This window comes from Cupriavidus taiwanensis (genome assembly GCF_900249755.1).
GTDB lineage: Bacteria > Pseudomonadota > Gammaproteobacteria > Burkholderiales > Burkholderiaceae > Cupriavidus > Cupriavidus taiwanensis_D.
In genome coordinates this window covers 55,569-73,863 of sequence record NZ_LT976854.1, presented here as the reverse complement: position 1 = coordinate 73,863, position 18,295 = coordinate 55,569, and the positions used below count along the sequence as shown (strand labels likewise).

The window sequence follows — 18,295 nt, the reverse complement described above, 5'->3', positions numbered from 1 at the left end:
TGGAGGGCGGCGCCCGGCGCGGGAAGCCATCTATTATCCACGATGCGCCACGGCGCCCCGGCCTCAGCCGGATGCGGCGGCGGCCGGCGCCACCAGCCCGGCCCGCGCCTGCCAGGCCTCATACGCGGCGCGCAGCCGCCAGCCGGATTCCAGGTCGCGCATGCCCAGGCACTGCGCCACCTCGGCCGGCGCCGTGCCGGCGTCGAAATGCATGGCCGCGCAGGTATTGCGCAAAGTCTGCGGCGACGCGCGTTCGCTGCGTCCGGCGAGCACGCCGGCTTCATCCAGCAGGATCTCGACGCGCCGGTAGACCGACGCCGCATGCATCGGCCGCCCGGTCGGCATGGCCGGGAACACCAGGCTGCCGAGCGTGCCGGAAGCCTCGCGCAGCGCCAGCCAGGCGCGCAGCGGCGCATGCGCCAGCGGGAACAGCGGCACGGTATAGGCGCGGCCGTTGTCGGCGCGCACCATGCGCAGCGCCATGCGCCCAGGCGCGCCGTCCTCGATCACGTCGGTGCGCAGGGCGCGCGCCTCGGCCACTTTCAATCCGCCACCGAGCAGCACCGCCAGCAGCGCCGCGTCGCGCGCGCGCTTCCATTGCGTGGGCGATGCCGCGGCGCCGGTGTCGGCGGGCGCGCCGGCCGGGCCGAGGATGCGCGCCACCAGCAGGTCGCGCTCGCCGGGCAGCAGGAACGCCGTGGGGTCGTTCTCGCCCTCGGCCAGATGGGCGCGTACCGCCTGGCTGCCCGGGTTGTGCAGGCCCTCGCGCAAGCGCGCCAGGTGATGGAACACCCGTTCGATCAGCCGCGCATAACGGTAGCGGTGCGACTTGTGCAGCTGCTGCGCGTCCAGGAACTCGCCGATCTGCTCGGCGGACCAGCTCAGCGGCGGCAGGCCGCGTTCGGCCGACCAGCGCAGCAGCTTGCCCCACATGGCGCGGTACACCACGCTGGTGCCATGGCGAAAGCCGTGGTGCGCCAGCCAGCCGTCGAACGCGCGCTCGGGATGGTCGCGCCAGGCGGCCAGGTCGGCATCGAACAAGGCCGCCTGCTCGAGTTGGGCGGTGCTGGGCTTGGTGGTCACGGGCTCTCCTGCTCTGATTCGCGGGCCGGCGGCCGGGGCGATCCGCCTATTGTAGACAACGCGTCACTGCGCGCCGCCGCGCGCCCTGCCGGGCTTGCAGCGCGCGGCGGTGCGTGCTACCTTTCGATCCACTATGCAACTGGTTGCATAGAACCAGAACGAGATCGCAGTTTCTACCGCGCCCGCCAGGAGACCCCCTTGACCACTGCCCTGCTCCCCGCCGCCCAGGCCTCGCTCGACGCCTGGCACCAGATGATCGCCACCCATTCGATGGCCGGGCTCGATGCCATCGTCGCCGATGACGTGGTGTTCCGCTCGCCGGTCGCGCACACGCCGTATCCGGGCCGCGCCGCGATCGCGCTGGTGCTGACCACGGTGAACCAGGTGTTCCAGGACTTCCGTTACCACCGCAGCTTTGTCAGCGGCGACGGCCACAGCGTGGTGCTGGAGTTCAGCGCCAACGTCGACGGCAAGGCGCTCAAGGGCATCGACATGATCCGTTTCGACGACGCCGGCCGCATTGCCGAATTCGAAGTCATGGTGCGCCCGCGCTCCGGCCTGGAGGCGCTGGCCGCCGCCATGGCGGCGCGCCTGGCCAGCCAGAAGCACGTGCTGACCGGCGCCGCCTGAGGCACGCCCGCTGGCAGCGCTTCGCCCTTTTACGTTTCGCTTCCCCGAATTGCCGGGACTTACCCAGGAGACTTCCCCCATGGCCCTTCCCGTCCAGCTTCAGAACCGGCTTTCGCTGCCGGTGGTGTGCTCGCCGCTGTTTATCATCTCCAACCCCGACCTGGTCATCGCCCAGTGCAAGGCCGGCGTGGTGGGCTCGTTCCCCGCGCTGAACGCACGCCCCGCGCCCAAGCTGGAGGAATGGCTGGACCGCATCACCACCGAACTGGCCGAACACGACGCGAAGCACCCCGAGCGCCCGTCGGCGCCGTTCGCGGTCAACCAGATCGTGCACAAGTCCAACGACCGGCTCGAGCATGACCTGGAACTGTGCGTGCGCTACAAGGTGCCGATCGTGATCACTTCGCTGGGGGCGCGCAAGGAAGTCAACGACGCGGTGCACTCGTACGGCGGCATCGTGCTGCATGACGTGATCAACAACACCTTCGCGCGCAAGGCGATCGAAAAAGGCGCGGACGGCCTGGTGGCGGTGGCTGCCGGTGCCGGCGGCCATGCCGGCACGCTGTCGCCGTTCGCGCTGCTGCACGAGATCCGCGAATGGTTCGACGGCCCGCTGCTGCTGTCCGGCGCGATCTCCAGCGGCGACGCCATCCTGGCCGCACAGGCCGCCGGCGCCGACCTGGCCTATATCGGCTCGGCCTTTATCGCGACGCAGGAAGCCAACGCGCAGGACGGCTACAAGCAGATGATCGTCGACAGCACGGCCAACGACATCGTGTATTCCAACCTGTTCACCGGCGTGCACGGCAACTACCTGCGCGGCAGCATCGAGCGCGCCGGGCTGGACCCGAACGCGCTGCCGGAATCGGACCCGTCGAAGATGAACTTCGGCTCGACCAGCGTGAAGGCGTGGAAGGACATCTGGGGCGCCGGCCAGGGCGTGGGCGCGATCAAGCGCGTGGTGCCGGCGGCCGAGCTGGTGCGCCGCTTTGCCGAGGAATACGCGCTGGCGCGCCGCCGCCTGGGCCTGGGCGAAGCCAGCCCTGCGGGCACGCGGGCCGTCGACCTGGCCTGAGCGAGTCCCCTGCTGGCCGCTACAGCAGCGGCAGCAGGGCCTCGCCCCAGGCCACCCAGTCGGACTCGAAGCGGATGCCGCGCTGCAGCAGCGCATAACGCAGTTGCTGCGCGCGGTCCATGTCCGGCGCCGAGAAATCGCGCCGCTCGATGGCCAGGTAGGTCTCGAGGCGGGCGCGGTGCAGCGCGATCAGCCGCCGCATCTCGTCGCCCAGGCCGAGCGGGCCGATCACCGCATCGGCGCGCAGCTTGACCAGGATTTCCTCGCGCTGGTCCAGGCCCGCGCCCGGCGCCAGCACCCAGCGCGCCAGTTCGTCGCGGCCCGCGGGCAACACCCGGTAAACCTTCTTGCGGTTGCGGCGATCCGCCCCGGCCTCGCCTTCCGCCGCCTCGCTTTCATCGGCGGCAATCCAGCCGCTGTCCGCCATGCGGCCCAGTTCGCGATAGATCTGCTGGTGCGTGGCATGCCAGAAATAACCGATGGAGCGGTCGAAGCGCCGCGCCAGGTCGTAGCCGGACGAGGGCTTTTCGATCAGGGAGATCAACAGGGCGTGCTGGGTCGACATGCGTCTGGGCTGGGCGCGGGTTATCGGAATGGGTTTGGCAAGCACCGCGTGCCGGCAGGCGCGCCGGTCACCGCACTTTCAAAAGCTGGCGCTATGGTAGCGCAATGCCGGCCCGGCGCCGCTATGCATGGCAAGGCACCGGGATATGACGTCGACCGATATATTCGTCGATTTTGTCAGTTAAGAAATTTCTCGCCAGACAGAATTAAAAAATGCTGAATGGCATTTCCGTCCTCCATGCCATACATTCCATACATTGAAACTGTGCGAGCGAAAACGATCCGCCCCCGGCCGCACCATGCAGCAACTTTGGAGTGTGTCCATGACCGGAAGAATCCTGCTTGCCGAAGACCGCGATGTGGCCTGGGAAGCCGACCCGCGCCCGCTCGGCCTGGTGGCGCCCGTGCACGACAGTGCCCCAGTCTATTACCGGCTGCCCGATACGCCTGACGGGCACCATATCAAGGAATATCCCAGCGGCCTGCGCCAGCTGGTGCGTTTTGTCGGCGTCGAGGAACAGGTCGTCAAATACAACCTGAGCTGATCCCGCGCCACGTTTTCCTGTGGTTGTCTCCTCCGAGCCCGATCCTGCGGGCAGGGACTTGAACCCGCGATCTTCGCGGGTTTTTTCTTGCCGTGTCGATATCGAAGCGCCTCGCCTCAGAGTTGCGGCGCACGGCAGGCGGCACCGCCGGCATTGGCCGCCTCCGCCATGCCGAACACCGCCCTCGCCCCGCACTGCGAACCGAACATGCGCGCCTGGTCGTGCCCCACGCCCACCACTTCGTACGCCTGGTGGCGCATGACCAGGCCCGGGCGGGCCAGGTAGCGCTCGTAGCGCAGGTAGCCGCGCGCGCGCTGCAGCCGCGTCGGGCCCTCGGCCTCGGCGCCGCACGATTTATCGAGCACGCGGTGGTTGGGATCGTTGTCCTCGGTGCCGGCCAGGTAGGTCACCTGGCGACCGGCATAGCGCCGGTACAGCGCCATGCCGTCGGTGCCTTTGGCATACGACACCATGTGCTGCATGCCGTAGCGGTATTTGTCGTAGTCCGGGCAGCGGGCCGTGTCATACGGCGCGAATGACTTGCCGTCGGCGCCAGCCGGCCGCTCCGGCGTGAAATACAGGTACGACGACGGATTGGCCACGACGTAGCGCAGGTCGATGCCGCCCGCGCGGATGCGCTCGTCGACGTTGTTGAGCACCGCATAGCGGTGCACGATCTGCGCCCCGCCGGAGTGGCCGGCCACCGTCACCTTGCGCACCTGCGGCAGGCGCGCCTTGTCGGTGACGAAGGCAAGCAGGTCATCCAGGACCTGCAATGAGCTGACGCGAACCGTGCCTTCGACCGCATCCTCGCCACTGAGCCAGCCCTGCACCGACCAGTGCGGCATGTCGGTAAAGCCCTTGTTCCGGTCAGGCGTGCCGGGAAAATTGGGCGCGACCAGCAGCACCTCGTCCGGACTGCGGCCGCTGGCTTTCAGCAACGCCGCGCCGGCGGCATAGTAATCGTCGCCGTTGCGCTGCAGGCCATGCTGCACGAACACCACCTCGCGGATGCGCGACAGGTCGGCATCGAGCCGATGGTTGGCGTAGACCGGAAAGTCATAGCCCGCGCCAGTGCCCAGGTGTACACGCTGCCATTGCGCCGGGGCCGCCGTCCTTACCGCCTGGCCGCCCGCGGCGGCCGGGTCCGGCGTGCTGGCGCAACCCGCCAGCACGGCAAGGGCAATGGCGGCGCCGGCAAGAGGCCGGCATGATGGGCGTGACATCACGAGCGCAAGGCATGGCAGCATGGGCAGCGTCTCCACGGAGCAGGTGTGCCGCAACCGGCAGCGCGGGGCAATCCACGCAGCATCGGGCAGGACGGGTGCAGCAAAGCTGCCATTGTGCCGCTGCCGGCCCGTGCCGGCAAAGCGCGGCGCCGCGCCGGTGCTTGTGACACAAGCGGGAACGAAGGTTGCAAGCCCTTGCCCAACGACGCCCCGCAACGAAGAGGAGCCCTATGTACATGGTCTATTGGTCGCAGGCGGACGGCGCCGGTCTCAGTCCGCACGCGCAGTCCTTCCCCAGCGACGCGATGCGCGAGGCGCTGCGCTTTACCGAAGCGCTGCGCCAGCGCCAGCACGCGGGCGAGCCGGTCAGCTTTGTCACGCTGTGCTCGGAAAACCCCGACTCGGTCGGCCGCGCCGGCGCTGCCGATCCGCCGCCCGACTATGAATGGAAGAAGCGGCGGCCCTGATCCATTGCGCTGCGGCCCGGTCAGGCACGCGCTGGCGCCGGGCGCAGCGCTGCGCGCACGACGAAGGCCATCAGCACCGCGAACAGCAGCATCGCCGCCAGGAAGTACAGCCCGGCCGCGAGGCTGCCGGTGGCATCCTTGATCACGCCGATGCCATACGGCCCGAAATAGCCGCCGAGGTTGGCCAGCGAGTTGATGGTGGCGATGCCCACCGCGGCGCTGGCGCCGGTCAGGAATTCGCCGGGCAGCGCCCACACCACCGCCTGGATCGAATAGATCGAGAACGCGGTCAGGCAGATAAACAGGAACTGCAGCGCCGGCGACTGCACCCATGCGCTCAGCGCCATGGTGATCGCCGCCATGCCCGACACCACCACGATATGGCCGTAGCGCTCGCGCTTGCGGTCGGAATGGCGCGGCACCAGCCAGAGCCCGACCACGGCGAACAGGTAGGGCACCGCCGACAGCAGGCCGGTCATCGCATCGGTGACGCCGAACTGCTTGATGATGGTCGGCAGCCACAGCGACAGCCCGTAGATGCTGAGCGGGAACGGCAGGAACAGCAGCGACAGCAGCAGCACGCGCTTGTCCCTGAGCGCCTGCAGCGGATTGCCGTGCGCTTTCAGCGCATAGGCGGCCTGGTCGGCGGCGAGCTCGCGCTCGATCCACGCGCGGTCCGCCGGCGCCAGCCACTTGGCGCTGGCCGGCGATTCCGGCAGCAGCTTCAGCGTCGGCAGGCACAGCAGCACCGCGGGCAGGCCGCTCAGCACGAACAGCGTCTGCCAGTTGCTCATGCCGAACAGGCCGTGCGTCGACAGCACCAGCCCGGCCAGCGGTCCGGTGATGATCAGCGCGATCGGCTGCGCCAGCACCAGCAGGCCGATGATGCGCGCGCGATGCCGCATCGGGAACCACTTGGTCAGGAAGTACAGGATGCCCGGATACAGCCCGGCCTCGGCCGCGCCCAGCAGGAAGCGCAGCACATAGAAGCTGTGCGCGCCCTGCGTGAACGCCATCGCCATGGTGATCACGCCCCAGGTGAACAGGATGCGCGCAAACCAGCGGCGCGCGCCGAAGCGTTCCAGCGCCAGGTTGCTCGGCACTTCGCACAGGAAGTAGCCGACGAAGAACAGGCCCGCGCCGAGCCCGTACGCGGCATCGCTGATGCCGATGGCCGCGTTCATGTGCAGCTTGGCGAAGCCGACCACCGAGCGGTCGATATACGCCACCACGTAGATCAGTGCGAGGAACGGGATCAGCCGGCGCACCAGCATGCCGATGATGCGGCCTTCTTCTATCGCTTGTGAATCTTCACCCTGTGTCGGGGCAGCGCGCTCCATCGGTGCGGTCTGGGTGCCATGCATGGCAAGTCTCCTCTTATTGTGGCGGGCAGGATCGCGCCGGCTGCGCGGCGGCAGCCGGCGCCGTGGTTCAGTGCGAGTGGCGCGGCACCTCGCGGCCGCGGCAGCCCACCAGGAAGTCGAGGTCGCAGCCCTCGTCCGCCTGCAGTACGTGGTTGACGTAGAGCTTGCGATAGCCGCCGTCGGCGGGTGCCTGCAGCGGCTGCACGTCGGCCATGCGGCGCGCGAACTCGGCTTCGTCGATATCCAGGTGCAGGCGCCCCGCCTCGCAGTCGAGCTCGATCCAGTCGCCGTCGCGCACGATTGCCAGCGGGCCGCCGGCGGCGGCTTCCGGCGCCACGTGCAGCACCACGGTGCCGTAGGCGGTGCCGCTCATGCGCGCATCGGAAATCCGCACCATGTCCTTGACGCCCTGGCGCAGCAGCTTGGGCGGCAGGCCCATGTTGCCGACCTCGGCCATGCCCGGGTAGCCGCGCGGCCCGCAGCGCTTGAGCACCAGCACCGAGTTCTCGTCGACGTCGAGCGCTTCATCGACGATGCGCTCCTTGTAATGCTCCAGGTTCTCGAACACCACCGCGCGGCCGCGGTGGCGCAGCAGCTTCGGCGTCGCCGCCGAAGGCTTGAGCACCGCGCCGCGCGGCGACAGGTTGCCGCGCAGGATGCGGATGCTGCCGTCGCGGATCAGCGGCTGGTCCAGCGGGCGGATGACTTCATCGTTGGTGATCGGCGCGTCCCTCACGTTGTCCCAGATCGCCTTGCCGTTGACGGTCAGCGCGCCGGGGTGCGGCAGCAGCCCGGCCTCGCCCAGGCGGCGCAGCACCGCCGGCAGGCCGCCCGCGTAATAGAACTCCTCCATCAGGAAGCGGCCCGACGGCATCAGGTCGACGATGGTCGGCGTGTCGCGCCCCACCTTGCTCCAGTCTTCCAGCTCCAGCGGCACACCGATGCGGCCCGCGATCGCCTTCAGGTGGATCACCGCGTTGGTCGAGCCGCCGATCGCGGCATTGACGCGGATCGCGTTCTCGAACGCCTGGCGCGTCAGGATCTTCGCCAGCGTCAGGTCCTCGCGCGCCATCTCGACGATGCGGATGCCGGACATGTGGGCCAGCACGTAGCGGCGCGAGTCGACCGCGGGAATCGCGGCATTGTGCGGCAGCGAGGTGCCGAGCGCCTCGGCCATGCAGGCCATGGTCGAAGCCGTGCCCATGGTGTTGCAGGTGCCGGCCGAGCGCGACATGCCGGCCTCTGCCGACAGGAACTGGTGCAGGTTGATCTCGCCCGCCTTGAGCGATTCATGCAGCTGCCACACCGCGGTGCCCGAGCCGATGTCCTTGCCGTCGAGCTTGCCGTTGAGCATCGGCCCGCCGGTGACGACGATGGCCGGCACATCGCAGCTGGCCGCGCCCATCAGCAGCGCGGGCGTGGTCTTGTCGCAGCCGGTCAGCAGCACCACCGCGTCGATAGGGTTGCCGCGGATCGCCTCCTCGACATCCATCGCCGCCAGGTTGCGCGTCAGCATCGCGGTCGGGCGCAGGTTGGATTCGCCGTTGGAAAACACCGGGAATTCGACCGGGAAGCCGCCGGCTTCATACACGCCGCGCTTGACGTGCTCGGCCAGCTTGCGGAAATGCGCGTTGCACGGGGTCAGCTCCGACCACGTATTGCAGATGCCGATCACCGGGCGCCCGTCGAAGGCATGGTCGGGGATGCCCTGGTTCTTCATCCAGCTGCGGTACATGAAGCCGTTCTTGTCGGCGGTGCCGAACCACGCGGTCGAGCGCAGCGGCTTGCGTTGCTTGTCGTTGGAATCCGACATGTTGTTCCTGGTGCAGGGCCGCCCGGGCGGGCGGCGGAATGGCAGGGACGACGGATCCAGCGGCGTTGCGTCATGGCGGCGCGGCGCCACGCTGTCTCCGGTCGTTTTTGTTTTGTCGGACGCAGTGTATGCAGCTTGCCGATATGCTACTAATGAAGAGTTCGGCCATTGCCATATCGATTCTGGCATTGGTATTAACCCTAGTTTTTTATGCAAACCCCCACCCCTGTCCCTGTCGTTGACGCCGCGCCGCTCTGGCAAAGCCACACCCGCCTCAAGACCCGGCAATTGTTGCTGCTGCTGGCGGTCGCCGATGAAGGCAGCATCCATCGCGCCGCCGAACGGCTGGCGATGACGCAGCCGGCCGCGTCGAAACTGCTGCGGGAACTGGAAGAGATGTTGTCGGTGCCGCTGTTCGAGCGCCTGCCGCGCGGCATGGCGCCGACCGACTACGGACGGGCGATGATCCGGCATGCGCGCGCGGTGATCGGCAGCCTGAACCAGGCGCGTGAAGAGGTATTGGCGCTGAAGGCCGGCCGGCTCGGCCATGTGGCGATCGGGGCGATCACCTCGCCCGGCGTGCGGCTGCTGCCCGCGGCGATCGCGCAGGTGAAGGCGCGCTATCCGGGCCTGCGGGTGTCGGTCGAGATCGACAACAGCAATGTGCTGCTCGACCGGCTGGGGCAGGAAAAGCTGGACATGGTCGTGGCGCGGCTGTTTCCGGAGCACGACAAGGGGCGGCTGCGCTATGCGCCGATGTCGGAAGAGCCGGTGTGCGCAGTGGTCAGGCCGGGCCACCCGATGCTGTCGGCGCAGGGCCTGTCGCTGGCCGACACCACCGAGGCCGCGTGGCTGATCCCGCCGGCGGGCACCGTGCTGCGCCACCGCTTCGAACTGATGTTCCAGCGCGCCAGCCTGGCGCCGCCGGTCAACGTAGTGGAGACCGCCGCGCTGCTGTTCCTGACGCGCATGGTGACGCAATCGGACATGATCGCGGTGCTGACCGCCGACGTGGCGCAGTATTACGCCGCGTTCGGCATGGTGGAGATTTTGCCGATGGCGATGCCCTGCCATATGGACGACTTCGGCCTGATCACGCCGACCGACCGGTTGATGTCGCCCGGCGCATTGCTGGTGGCCGACGCGCTGCGCGAGACCGCGCAGTCCATCTATGGCGGGCAGGCGCCGGCCTGAACCGGCGCCTTTGCTTGCCTCAGCCGATGATGTCGAACTGGTTGAAGTACGCCTCGTTCAGTTCCAGCCCCAGCCCCGGCAGGTTGTCGTCAAGCTGCAGGTAGCCGTTGTCCGGCGCGGGATCGCCCTTGAAGATGTAATAGAACAGTTCGTTGCCGACTTCGACGTCGTGCACCGGGAAGTACTCTGCCATCGGCGACGCGGTCGACGCCATGGTCAGGTGGTAGTTGTGCATCTGCCCGGCGTGCGGGATCACCGGCACCGACCACGCCTCCGCCATCGCATTGATCTTCTGCGCCGCGGTGATGCCGCCCACGCGGTTGGTGTCGTACTGGATCACGTCCACCGCGCGGCGCTCCAGCAGGTCCTTGAAGCCGTACGAGGTGAACTCGTGCTCGCCGCCGGAAATCGGGAACGGGCTGGCCTTCTTCAGTTCGACATAGCCTTCGATATCGTCGGCGATCACCGGCTCTTCCAGCCAGCGCGGGTTGAACCCGGCCAGGCGCGGCAGCATGCGGCGCGCGTACTCCAGGGTCCAGCCCATGTAGCACTCCAGCATGATGTCGACGCCGTCGCCGACCAGTTCGCGCAGCAGGCGCACCTGCTCGATGTTCTTCTGCATGCCGGCGGGGCCGTCCTTGGGGCCGTAGCCGAAGCGCATCTTCATCGCGGTGAAGCCCTGGTCGAGATAGCGCTGCGCCTCGGCCAGGAACGCATCACGGTCGTCATTGTTGTAGAGCTTGGACGCGTAGCACCAGATCTTCTCCTTGGTGCGCCCGCCCAGCAGCTTGAACACCGGCTTGCCGACCGCCTTGCCCATCAGGTCCCAAAGCGCGATGTCGACCGCCGAGATCGCCGCCATGCCGATGCCCTTGCGACCCCACGCATGGGTGCGGCGGTACATCTTCTGCCACAGGTATTCGTTGTCGAACGGATCCTGGCCGATCACCACCGGTGCCAGGTACTGGTCGACGATCTGCTTGGCCACGCGCGGCGCCAGCGCGCAGTTGCCGATGCCGACCAGGCCGGTGTCGGTTTCCACTTCCACCACCAGCCAGCCATGGAAGCGGAACGAGCCCATGGCGTCGCCGCGCTCGAACAGGATGTCGGTGGCGTTGGTGCAGAAATGCGCCTGCGGCGGCACGGTCTTGCCCTTCCATTCAAAGACGCGGGCGCGGACGTTGGTGATCTTCATGTTCAGCTCCTGATGGCGATGCGTTGGCGCGAACGCTCCCCGGCCGCGCCGGGGGCGGTCTTGCTGGATTTGGTGTGGCGAAGGTGGTGGCTAGGCTGTGGCGCGCCGTTGCGCACCCATGCGGCAGGCGATCTGGAATGCCTGCAGCGTGGCGCCCGGATCGGCGCGGCCCTGCTGCGTAATGTCGAACGCGGTGCCGTGCGCGGGCGTGGTGATGGGCACCGGCAGCCCGCCCTGCACCGTCACGCCGCGCGAGAAGCCCATCAGCTTGATGCCGATCTGGCCCTGGTCGTGGTACATGGTGACGATGGCATCGAACTGCCGCTGCAACGGCCCGCCCTGCACCTTCAGGAAGATGGTGTCGGCCGGGAACGGGCCCTGCGCATTGACGCCGCGCTCGCGCGCCGCGGCCACGGCCGGGGCGATCACGTCGATCTCTTCGCGGCCGAAGGCGCCGTTGTCGCCGTTGTGCGGGTTCAGGCCGCACACGGCGATGCGCGGGCTGGCCATGCCGGCGCGGCGCAGCGCCTGGTCGATCAGGTCGATCGCGCCGCCGACGCGCTCCGGCGTGACCAGCGCCGGCACGTCCTTGAGCGCGACGTGCGAGGTCACGCGCGAGGTCCACAGTCCGTCGAGCACATTGAACTCGCAGAAATCGCCGTGGTAGCCGAGTTGTTCGGCGAACCAGTGCAGCTCGTCGCTATGGGCCATGCCGGCGGCGTGCAGCGAGCTCTTGTTGAGCGGCCCGAACAGGATCGCGTCGGCCTGCCCGCCCTGCGCCAACTGCAGCGCCAGCTTCAGCGTGCCCAGGCTGTAGCGCCCGCCCTCGGCACTGGCCTGGCCGCGCGCATACGCCGGGCGCTCCGGCAGCTGCCAGTGGTACAGGCGCGGCTGGCCGTCATCGGCGAACGCGGGCGCATCGGTCTCGGCCAGCGCCAGCTCGACGCCTGCGATGCGCATGCCGTGGCGCCATTCGTCGCGGTCGGCGATCAGCAGGATCTCGGCCTGCGCGGCGGTCGCGGGATCGGCCAGCAGCCGGGCGATCAGTTCAGGGCCGATGCCGGCTGGGTCGCCCAGCACCATGGCGATTCTTGGACGGGAATTCATGAGGCTTCCGGAGGATTATTGGTCGAGCTTGACGCCCAGTTCTGCGATCAGCTTGCCGTAGCGCACATACTCGGCGCGCGAGAACGCATCGAACTGCGCCGCGGTCAGCGCGCCGGGCACCGCGCCCACGTCGGCCAGCCGGCGCACCGTGTCAGGGTCCCTGATCACCGTGGCGAGCGCGCTGCCCAGCTTCTGCAGCGTCGCGGGCGGCGTGCCGGCCGGCGCATAGACACCGTACCACGCACTCATCTGGATGCCGGGAACGCCGGCTTCGGCCAGCGTGGGGACGTCGGGCAGCAGCGCCGAACGCTGGTCCGCGGTGACCGCCAGCGCGCGCAGCTTGCCGGCCTTGATATGGCTGATGACCGACGGCATGGTTTCGAAGCTCATGTCCACCTGCCCGCCCATCAGGTCCACCAGCGCGCTGCTGCTGCTCTTGTACGGCACATGCAGCAGCTTGCCCTTGATCTGCCGCGCGAAAGACGCGCCGGCCAGGTGCTGGGTGCTGCCGACGCCGGACGAGCTGTAGCGAAACTTGTCCGGACTGGCCTGGATCTGCGCCACCAGCGCCTTGACGTCGCGCGCCGGCACCTGGTTGTTGACCACCAGCACATTGGGCACGGTCGACACCAGTGCCACCGGCACCAGGTCCTTGAGCGGATCGAACTGCAGCTTGAGCAGGTGCGGCGCGATCGCCTGCGAGGTGACCACGCCCATCAGCAGCGTATTGCCGTCCGCCGGCGCCTTGGCGGTCAGGTCCGCGGCAATGGTGTTGGACGCGCCGGGGCGGTTGTCCACCACCACCGGCTGCTTCAGCTGCGCGGCGAGCTTGTCGGAGACGATGCGCGCCATCACGTCGGTGCCGCCGCCGGGGGCGGCGCCCACCATCAGCCGCACTGGCCGCGTGTCCTGCGCCCAGGCATTGCCGGTTAATGCCGCCACCGTGGCGAGGCCGGCGAGTGCGCCGGCGATCCGTGTCTTCATTGCTGTCTCCGTGGTTTTGCGGTCCGGCTCTGCGGCGCGGATGGCCAGACTATAGGAGCAGCAGCGATTCGCTACTACTGACGTTTTTTGAACTGGCGATCACCTGGGGTTATACCTTGGCATCGGCCGCAGCGGACTCGCGCGGAGCCGCTTTCAGGATAGCCACCAGCTGCCGCGCCGCGGCGGACAGGCCGCCCCCGCGCCGCGTCACGATGCCGAAGGTTTGCTGGCGCGACTGCAGCCGCACCGGCAGGATGCGCAGCATCTTTTGCCGCACGAACATCGCGGCCACGCCCGCCGGCAGCAGCGATACCAGGCCGGGATCGCCCTGCAGCATCGCCACCGTGACGAACGCCGACGAGGTCGACACCGCATTGGCCGGCAAGCTCATGCCGGCCAGGTCCAGTTCGCGCTGCAGCAGCGCATGCATCGGCATATGGCCGGCATACGTGATCCAGCGATATCCCGCGAGGTCGGCAAACCCCATTGCGGCCGTGCGCGGCGCGGGATGCGCGCGGCCGACCACCACCGCCACCTGCTCGTCGCCGAGCGGGTGGTAGTGGTAGCGCGCCGGCTCGTCGCTGACCAGCGAGCGGCCGATCACCAGGTCCAGGTGGCCGTCATCGAGCAGTTCGAGCAGGCGGCGGCTGGTGTCTTCGATGACCTCCAGCGCCAGCTCCGGGTGCGCCTGGCGCAACTGGGCCAGCGCCGGCACCAGCACGTCGGGCACCGCGCCCATGATGGTGCCGACCGCGACCCGCCCGCCGCTGCCGGCGCGGATGCCGGCGACCTCGTCGCACATCGCGCCCAGGTCCGCCACCAGCTGGCGCGCGTGCCGGATCACGCAGTGGCCGAAGGCATTGGGCCGCATGCCACGCCGGGAGCGCTCGAACAACGGGGCTTCCAGCATGCTTTCCAGTTCCTGCAGCGACTTGCTGGCCGCGGACTGCGTCATCGCCATGGCCGCGGCCGCCTGGTGCAGCGAAGCGTGTTCGTCGAGCGCGATCAGCAGTTGCAGCTGCTTGATGCGCAGGCGGCCCATCAGGGTGTCGAGGGTGGATTTCATGACCGGGCGGTGAGTCGCAAAAGCGATCACCAGATGGAAAGGTTTCAATATACAGCCCGCCAGGCGGCTCGTATATTGGCCCGACCCTTTGACCGACAGCCGGAGCGAGACCATGACCCGCAGCCCCACTTCCACCGTCTACCGCGGCGTATTCCCGGTGGCGCCCACCATCTTCGACGCGCAAGGCGGGCTCGACCTGGACGGCCAGCGCCGCTGCATCGACTTCATGATCGATGCCGGCTCGCACGGCCTGTGCATCCTGGCCAATTTCTCCGAGCAGTTCGTACTGAGCGACGACGAGCGCAACGTGCTGATGCAGACCGTGCTGGAACACGTGGACGGCCGCGTGCCGGTGATCGTCACCACCACGCACTTCAGCTCGCGCCTGTGCGCCGAGCGCAGCCGCGCGGCGCAGGACGCGGGCGCGGCCATGGTGATGGTGATGCCGCCCTACCACGGGGCCACCATCCGCGTGCCGGAGCGCAGCATCTATGAGTTCTTCGCCACGGTCTCGGACGCGATCGACATCCCCATCATGATCCAGGACGCACCGGTCAGCGGCACCACGCTGAGCGCACCGTTCCTGGCGCGCATGGCGCGCGAGATCGGCAATGTGTCGTACTTCAAGATCGAGGTGCCGCAGGCCGCGGCCAAGCTGCGCGAGCTGATCGAACTGGGCGGCGACGCCATCGTCGGCCCGTGGGACGGCGAAGAGGCGATCACGCTGATGGCCGACCTGGAAGCGGGCGCCACCGGTGCGATGACCGGCGCAGGCTTTCCCGACGGCATCCGCCAGATCCTCGATGCCTGGCAGGCCGGCGACGCCGAACTGGCCGCGCAGCGCTACCAGCAATGGCTGCCGCTGATCAACTACGAAAACCGCCAGGGCTGGCTGGCCACCAGCAAGGTGCTGATGCAGGAAGGCGGCGTGATCGCGTCGGACGCGGTGCGTCATCCGCTGCAGCCGATGCACCCGGCCACACGCGCAGGGCTGATGCGGATCGCGCGGCGGCTGGATCCGATGGTGTTGCGGTGGGGGCGGTGAGCGTTCGGCAATGACGGGCCGGCGCTCGCATCGAGAAGCGCAGGCCCTCACCCCAACCCTCTCCCGCAAGCGGGAGAGGGCGTACCCAAGCGGGATTTGCAAAGCCCGTGGCACTTCGCCATGCCGCCGGGTTGCTCCCCTCTCCCGCCTGCGGGAGAGGGGCCGGGGGTGAGGGCCGGCGCGTCCACGAAGCGCTATCCCTTTCGATGCCTCCGCCAGTTGCAGAGGCCAACCCCAGAAAATCTCTCACACAGCCAACCATGACCCTCACCGGCAACCTCCTGATCGGCCGCCAATCCCCACGCGGCACCCACGGCGCCCTCCACGCCATCAACGCCGCCACCGGCACCCCCATGGAACCCGCCTTCGGCGGCGCCACGCCGCACCAGCTCGACCAGGCCTGCGCCCTCGCCTGGCAAGCCTTCGACCCCTATCGCGAAACCGCGCCCGAGCGCCGTGCCGATTTCCTCGAAGCCATCGCCGCCAACATCCTGGCGCTGGGCGATACGCTGGTCGACCGCTGCGTCGCCGAATCCGGCCTGCCGCGCGCCCGCATCGAAGGCGAGCGCGGCCGTACCGTCGGCCAGCTGCGGCTGTTCGCCAGCCTGCTGCGCCAGGGCGATTTCCTCGAGCTGCGCGTCGATCCCGCACAGCCAGAGCGCCAGCCCCTGCCGCGCCCCGACCTGCGCCTGCGCCATATCCCGCTGGGCCCGGTGGCGGTATTCGGCGCCAGCAATTTCCCGCTGGCCTTTTCGGTCGCCGGCGGCGATACCGCATCGGCGCTCGCCGCGGGCTGCCCCGTCATCGTCAAGGCGCATCCCGCGCACCCCGGCACCTCCGAGCTGGTCGGCCGCGCGATCCAGCAGGCCGTGGCCGCCATGGACCTGCCCGCAGGCACGTTCTCGCTGCTGTTCGACGCCGGCCTGGAAATCGGCCAGGGCCTGGTGCGCGATGCACGCATCAAGGCGGTGGGCTTCACCGGCTCGCGCGCGGGCGGCATGGCGCTGATGGCGATCGCGGCGGCGCGTGCCGAACCGATCCCGGTCTATGCCGAGATGAGCAGCATCAACCCGGTGCTGCTGTTCCCGCATGCGCTGGCCCGGCGCGCCGAAGCCATCGGCACCGCCTTCGCCGATTCGCTGACGCTGGGCGCGGGGCAGTTCTGCACCAATCCTGGCCTGTTGCTCGCGGTTGAAGGGGACGACCTGAATCGTTTCCTGCAGGCCGCTTCGGCACGGCTGGCCACGCTGCCCGCGGCGACGATGCTGACCCCCGGCATCCATCGCGCCTATTGCGCCGGCGTCGACACGCTCGCCAGCCATCCGCGCGTACAGACCGTCGCGCGCGGCCCGGCCGGATCGGCCACGCAGGGACAAGCCGCGTTGTTCGCCACCGACGCCGCGGCATTCCTCGCCAACCCTGCGCTGCGCCACGAAGTCTTCGGCGCCGCCGCGCTGGTGGTGCGCTGCCGCGACCTGGCCGAGATGCGCGCCGTCATCGACGCACTGGAAGGCCAGCTGACCGCCGCGCTGCATCTGGACGACGCCGACCACGACGCCGCGCGCCCGTTCCTGCCCGCGCTGGAACGGCTGGCGGGACGCATCCTGGTCAACGGCTTCGGCACCGGCGTGGAGGTCGGCCATGCGATGGTGCATGGCGGGCCGTGGCCCGCCACCTCCGACGGCCGCAGCACCTCGGTCGGCAGCCTGGCGATCGCGCGCTTCCTGCGCCCGGTCAGCTACCAGGACATGCCGGCCGGGCTGCTGCCCGCGTCGCTGCGCCCGGACAGCCCGCAGCGCCATACTTGGCGCGTCGACGGCAAGCTGCCCGGCACCGCCGGATAAGCGCTAGCGCGACAGCGCCCGCAGCGCATCGATCAGCAGGCTCATCGATGCGGTCGGCGGGCGGCCCCGCCGCGTGACGATGCCATACGGGCCCAGCTTGCGCGGCAGCGGCAAGGGCAACACCGTGAGCGCGCCAAGCCGGCCATAGTAGGCCGCGACCGACTCCGGCAACACCGCGATCAGCTCGCTGTCCGCCAGCAGCGAAGTGGTCATCAGCACCGCCGCGGTCTCGATGGTCGACGGCGGCGCCGGCACGCCGGCATCCTCGAACGAACGGTCGATCAGCGCGCGCATCGGGCTGGGGCGCGGCTGCATGATCCACGGGTAGCGTGTCAGCTCCGCGAACGACAGCTTGCGGCGCCGCGCCAGCGGATGCTGCGGCCCGACCACGATGGCCAGCCCCTCGTCACCCAGCTGCTCGAACTCCAGCCCGCTGCTGTCCCAGCCATCCGGCACCCGGCCCAGCACAAGATCCAGCTGGTCGCGCTCCAGCTGCGGCATCAGCACATCGCTGGTCTCCACATGCACCGCCACCTCCAGCCGCGGGTGATCGCGGTTCAGTTGCCGGATCACATCGGCCAGCAGCCCCGGCGTCGGCGCCATCACCGCGCCGACGCGCACGCGCCCGATCTTGCCGGATTCCAATGCCACCAGCTCGTCGCGCAGGCCATCCATATCGGCAAACACCAGCCGCGCGTAGCGCGTCGCCGCCAGGCCAAAGCGCGTCGGCCGCAGCCCGCGCGCATGGCGCTCGAACAACGGCACGCCGAGCAGGTCTTCCATGTCCTGCAGCATCTTGCTGACCGCGGGCTGCGTCAGCGTCAGCGCCTCGGCCGCCTGGCGCAGCGAGCCGCGCTCTTCCACGGCCAGCAGCAGGCGCAGGTGCTGCATTTTTAGGCGGCCGTGGAGGGTGCTGACGGGAGGGATCATGGGTGGGAGCGACAAAGCACAGTGTGGGCGCAGCGGAAGGGGGGCGATCACAAATTCTTATCGCTTCATGCTGGCCGGTCAAGCTGAAGGCATCGAAGGGGACCAGCGCATCAAATGTACAATGCCCCAGCCCAGCACCACCGCCAGCCTGGGCCCCCTC

Annotated in this window: 17 protein-coding genes; 7 read left to right on the top strand and 10 right to left on the bottom strand. The window is 68.8% G+C overall.

Annotation, left to right across the window (positions count from 1 at the left end; translation table 11 throughout):
* Positions 1-63 precede the first annotated feature (63 nt).
* On the bottom strand, positions 64-1,083 hold the full coding sequence (locus tag CBM2594_RS16230; RefSeq protein ID WP_116357872.1) for a tyrosine-type recombinase/integrase: 1,020 nt from the start codon (positions 1,081-1,083) through the stop codon (positions 64-66).
* A 198-nt stretch (positions 1,084-1,281) separates the two neighbouring features.
* Between CBM2594_RS16230 and CBM2594_RS16225 the strand changes: the two genes are divergently transcribed.
* Together CBM2594_RS16225 and CBM2594_RS16220 are read left to right on the top strand one after the other, a co-directional pair.
* Positions 1,282-1,713 carry a nuclear transport factor 2 family protein gene (locus CBM2594_RS16225; protein WP_116357871.1) on the top strand — a complete coding sequence of 144 codons (432 nt, stop codon included), beginning with the start codon at positions 1,282-1,284 and terminating at the stop codon, positions 1,711-1,713.
* Positions 1,714-1,792: 79 nt separating this feature from the next.
* Positions 1,793-2,788: an NAD(P)H-dependent flavin oxidoreductase gene (locus CBM2594_RS16220; protein WP_116357870.1), complete on the top strand. Its 996-nt coding sequence runs from the start codon at positions 1,793-1,795 to the stop codon at positions 2,786-2,788.
* Positions 2,789-2,807: 19 nt separating this feature from the next.
* On the opposite strand, the gene CBM2594_RS16215 is transcribed toward CBM2594_RS16220, so the two are convergent.
* Positions 2,808-3,353, bottom strand: a complete 546-nt coding sequence (locus CBM2594_RS16215; RefSeq protein ID WP_116357869.1) for a PadR family transcriptional regulator — start codon at positions 3,351-3,353, stop codon at positions 2,808-2,810.
* Positions 3,354-3,675: 322 nt separating this feature from the next.
* Between CBM2594_RS16215 and CBM2594_RS16210 the strand changes: the two genes are divergently transcribed.
* Positions 3,676-3,897 (top strand): hypothetical protein, encoded by a 222-nt coding sequence (locus tag CBM2594_RS16210; RefSeq protein ID WP_116357868.1) that lies wholly within the window; start codon positions 3,676-3,678, stop codon positions 3,895-3,897.
* 116 nt (positions 3,898-4,013) lie between these two features.
* Here CBM2594_RS16210 and CBM2594_RS16205 read toward each other — a convergent pair whose 3' ends face one another.
* Positions 4,014-5,147 carry a hypothetical protein gene (locus CBM2594_RS16205; RefSeq protein WP_116357867.1) on the bottom strand — a complete coding sequence of 378 codons (1,134 nt, stop codon included), beginning with the start codon at positions 5,145-5,147 and terminating at the stop codon, positions 4,014-4,016.
* 209 nt (positions 5,148-5,356) lie between these two features.
* On the opposite strand from CBM2594_RS16205, the gene CBM2594_RS16200 reads away from it, so the two are divergent.
* The gene (locus CBM2594_RS16200) at positions 5,357-5,593 is read left to right on the top strand and encodes a hypothetical protein (RefSeq protein WP_116357866.1); all 237 of its coding nucleotides are present in this window, start codon (positions 5,357-5,359) and stop codon (positions 5,591-5,593) included.
* A 20-nt stretch (positions 5,594-5,613) separates the two neighbouring features.
* Here CBM2594_RS16200 and CBM2594_RS16195 read toward each other — a convergent pair whose 3' ends face one another.
* Positions 5,614-6,957 carry an MFS transporter gene (locus CBM2594_RS16195; RefSeq protein WP_373457592.1) on the bottom strand — a complete coding sequence of 448 codons (1,344 nt, stop codon included), beginning with the start codon at positions 6,955-6,957 and terminating at the stop codon, positions 5,614-5,616.
* Between the two features lie 67 nt (positions 6,958-7,024).
* On the bottom strand, positions 7,025-8,770 hold the full coding sequence (locus CBM2594_RS16190; protein WP_116357865.1) for a dihydroxy-acid dehydratase: 1,746 nt from the start codon (positions 8,768-8,770) through the stop codon (positions 7,025-7,027).
* 210 nt (positions 8,771-8,980) lie between these two features.
* On the opposite strand from CBM2594_RS16190, the gene CBM2594_RS16185 reads away from it, so the two are divergent.
* A complete protein-coding gene (locus CBM2594_RS16185; protein ID WP_116357864.1) occupies positions 8,981-9,964 on the top strand; it encodes a LysR substrate-binding domain-containing protein in 984 nt (327 codons plus the stop codon).
* Between the two features lie 19 nt (positions 9,965-9,983).
* On the opposite strand, the gene CBM2594_RS16180 is transcribed toward CBM2594_RS16185, so the two are convergent.
* The 4 genes from CBM2594_RS16180 to CBM2594_RS16165 all read right to left on the bottom strand — a co-directional run bounded on the left by CBM2594_RS16180 (position 9,984) and on the right by CBM2594_RS16165 (position 14,316).
* Positions 9,984-11,159, bottom strand: coding sequence for an L-rhamnonate dehydratase (locus CBM2594_RS16180; protein ID WP_116357863.1), 1,176 nt, complete (start codon positions 11,157-11,159; stop codon positions 9,984-9,986).
* A 90-nt stretch (positions 11,160-11,249) separates the two neighbouring features.
* Positions 11,250-12,266: a 4-hydroxythreonine-4-phosphate dehydrogenase PdxA gene (locus CBM2594_RS16175; protein ID WP_116357862.1), complete on the bottom strand. Its 1,017-nt coding sequence runs from the start codon at positions 12,264-12,266 to the stop codon at positions 11,250-11,252.
* A 15-nt stretch (positions 12,267-12,281) separates the two neighbouring features.
* Positions 12,282-13,250, bottom strand: a complete 969-nt coding sequence (locus CBM2594_RS16170) for a Bug family tripartite tricarboxylate transporter substrate binding protein (protein WP_116357861.1) — start codon at positions 13,248-13,250, stop codon at positions 12,282-12,284.
* A gap of 109 nt (positions 13,251-13,359) precedes the next feature.
* A complete protein-coding gene (locus CBM2594_RS16165; protein WP_116357860.1) occupies positions 13,360-14,316 on the bottom strand; it encodes a LysR family transcriptional regulator in 957 nt (318 codons plus the stop codon).
* 112 nt (positions 14,317-14,428) lie between these two features.
* On the opposite strand from CBM2594_RS16165, the gene CBM2594_RS16160 reads away from it, so the two are divergent.
* Positions 14,429-15,361, top strand: coding sequence for a dihydrodipicolinate synthase family protein (locus tag CBM2594_RS16160; protein WP_116357859.1), 933 nt, complete (start codon positions 14,429-14,431; stop codon positions 15,359-15,361).
* A gap of 260 nt (positions 15,362-15,621) precedes the next feature.
* Positions 15,622-17,205: an aldehyde dehydrogenase (NADP(+)) gene (locus tag CBM2594_RS16155; protein WP_116357858.1), complete on the top strand. Its 1,584-nt coding sequence runs from the start codon at positions 15,622-15,624 to the stop codon at positions 17,203-17,205.
* Positions 17,206-17,208: 3 nt separating this feature from the next.
* Here CBM2594_RS16155 and CBM2594_RS16150 read toward each other — a convergent pair whose 3' ends face one another.
* Positions 17,209-18,135, bottom strand: a complete 927-nt coding sequence (locus CBM2594_RS16150) for a LysR family transcriptional regulator (RefSeq protein WP_116357857.1) — start codon at positions 18,133-18,135, stop codon at positions 17,209-17,211.
* Between the last annotated feature and the right edge of the window lie 160 nt (positions 18,136-18,295).

What these genes read in the sequence shown, in the direction of transcription:
- CBM2594_RS16220 (WP_116357870.1), top strand. Translation starts at nt 1,793, where the DNA reads ATGGCCCTTCCCGTCCAGCTTCAGAACCGGCTTTCGCTGCCGGTGGTG.
- CBM2594_RS16215 (WP_116357869.1), bottom strand. Translation starts at nt 3,353, where the DNA reads ATGTCGACCCAGCACGCCCTGTTGATCTCCCTGATCGAAAAGCCCTCG.
- CBM2594_RS16210 (WP_116357868.1), top strand. Translation starts at nt 3,676, where the DNA reads ATGACCGGAAGAATCCTGCTTGCCGAAGACCGCGATGTGGCCTGGGAA.
- CBM2594_RS16205 (WP_116357867.1), bottom strand. Translation starts at nt 5,147, where the DNA reads ATGCTGCCATGCCTTGCGCTCGTGATGTCACGCCCATCATGCCGGCCT.
- CBM2594_RS16200 (WP_116357866.1), top strand. Translation starts at nt 5,357, where the DNA reads ATGTACATGGTCTATTGGTCGCAGGCGGACGGCGCCGGTCTCAGTCCG.
- CBM2594_RS16195 (WP_373457592.1), bottom strand. Translation starts at nt 6,957, where the DNA reads ATGCATGGCACCCAGACCGCACCGATGGAGCGCGCTGCCCCGACACAG.
- CBM2594_RS16190 (WP_116357865.1), bottom strand. Translation starts at nt 8,770, where the DNA reads ATGTCGGATTCCAACGACAAGCAACGCAAGCCGCTGCGCTCGACCGCG.
- CBM2594_RS16185 (WP_116357864.1), top strand. Translation starts at nt 8,981, where the DNA reads ATGCAAACCCCCACCCCTGTCCCTGTCGTTGACGCCGCGCCGCTCTGG.
- CBM2594_RS16180 (WP_116357863.1), bottom strand. Translation starts at nt 11,159, where the DNA reads ATGAAGATCACCAACGTCCGCGCCCGCGTCTTTGAATGGAAGGGCAAG.
- CBM2594_RS16175 (WP_116357862.1), bottom strand. Translation starts at nt 12,266, where the DNA reads ATGAATTCCCGTCCAAGAATCGCCATGGTGCTGGGCGACCCAGCCGGC.
- CBM2594_RS16170 (WP_116357861.1), bottom strand. Translation starts at nt 13,250, where the DNA reads ATGAAGACACGGATCGCCGGCGCACTCGCCGGCCTCGCCACGGTGGCG.
- CBM2594_RS16165 (WP_116357860.1), bottom strand. Translation starts at nt 14,316, where the DNA reads ATGAAATCCACCCTCGACACCCTGATGGGCCGCCTGCGCATCAAGCAG.
- CBM2594_RS16160 (WP_116357859.1), top strand. Translation starts at nt 14,429, where the DNA reads ATGACCCGCAGCCCCACTTCCACCGTCTACCGCGGCGTATTCCCGGTG.
- CBM2594_RS16155 (WP_116357858.1), top strand. Translation starts at nt 15,622, where the DNA reads ATGACCCTCACCGGCAACCTCCTGATCGGCCGCCAATCCCCACGCGGC.
- CBM2594_RS16150 (WP_116357857.1), bottom strand. Translation starts at nt 18,135, where the DNA reads ATGATCCCTCCCGTCAGCACCCTCCACGGCCGCCTAAAAATGCAGCAC.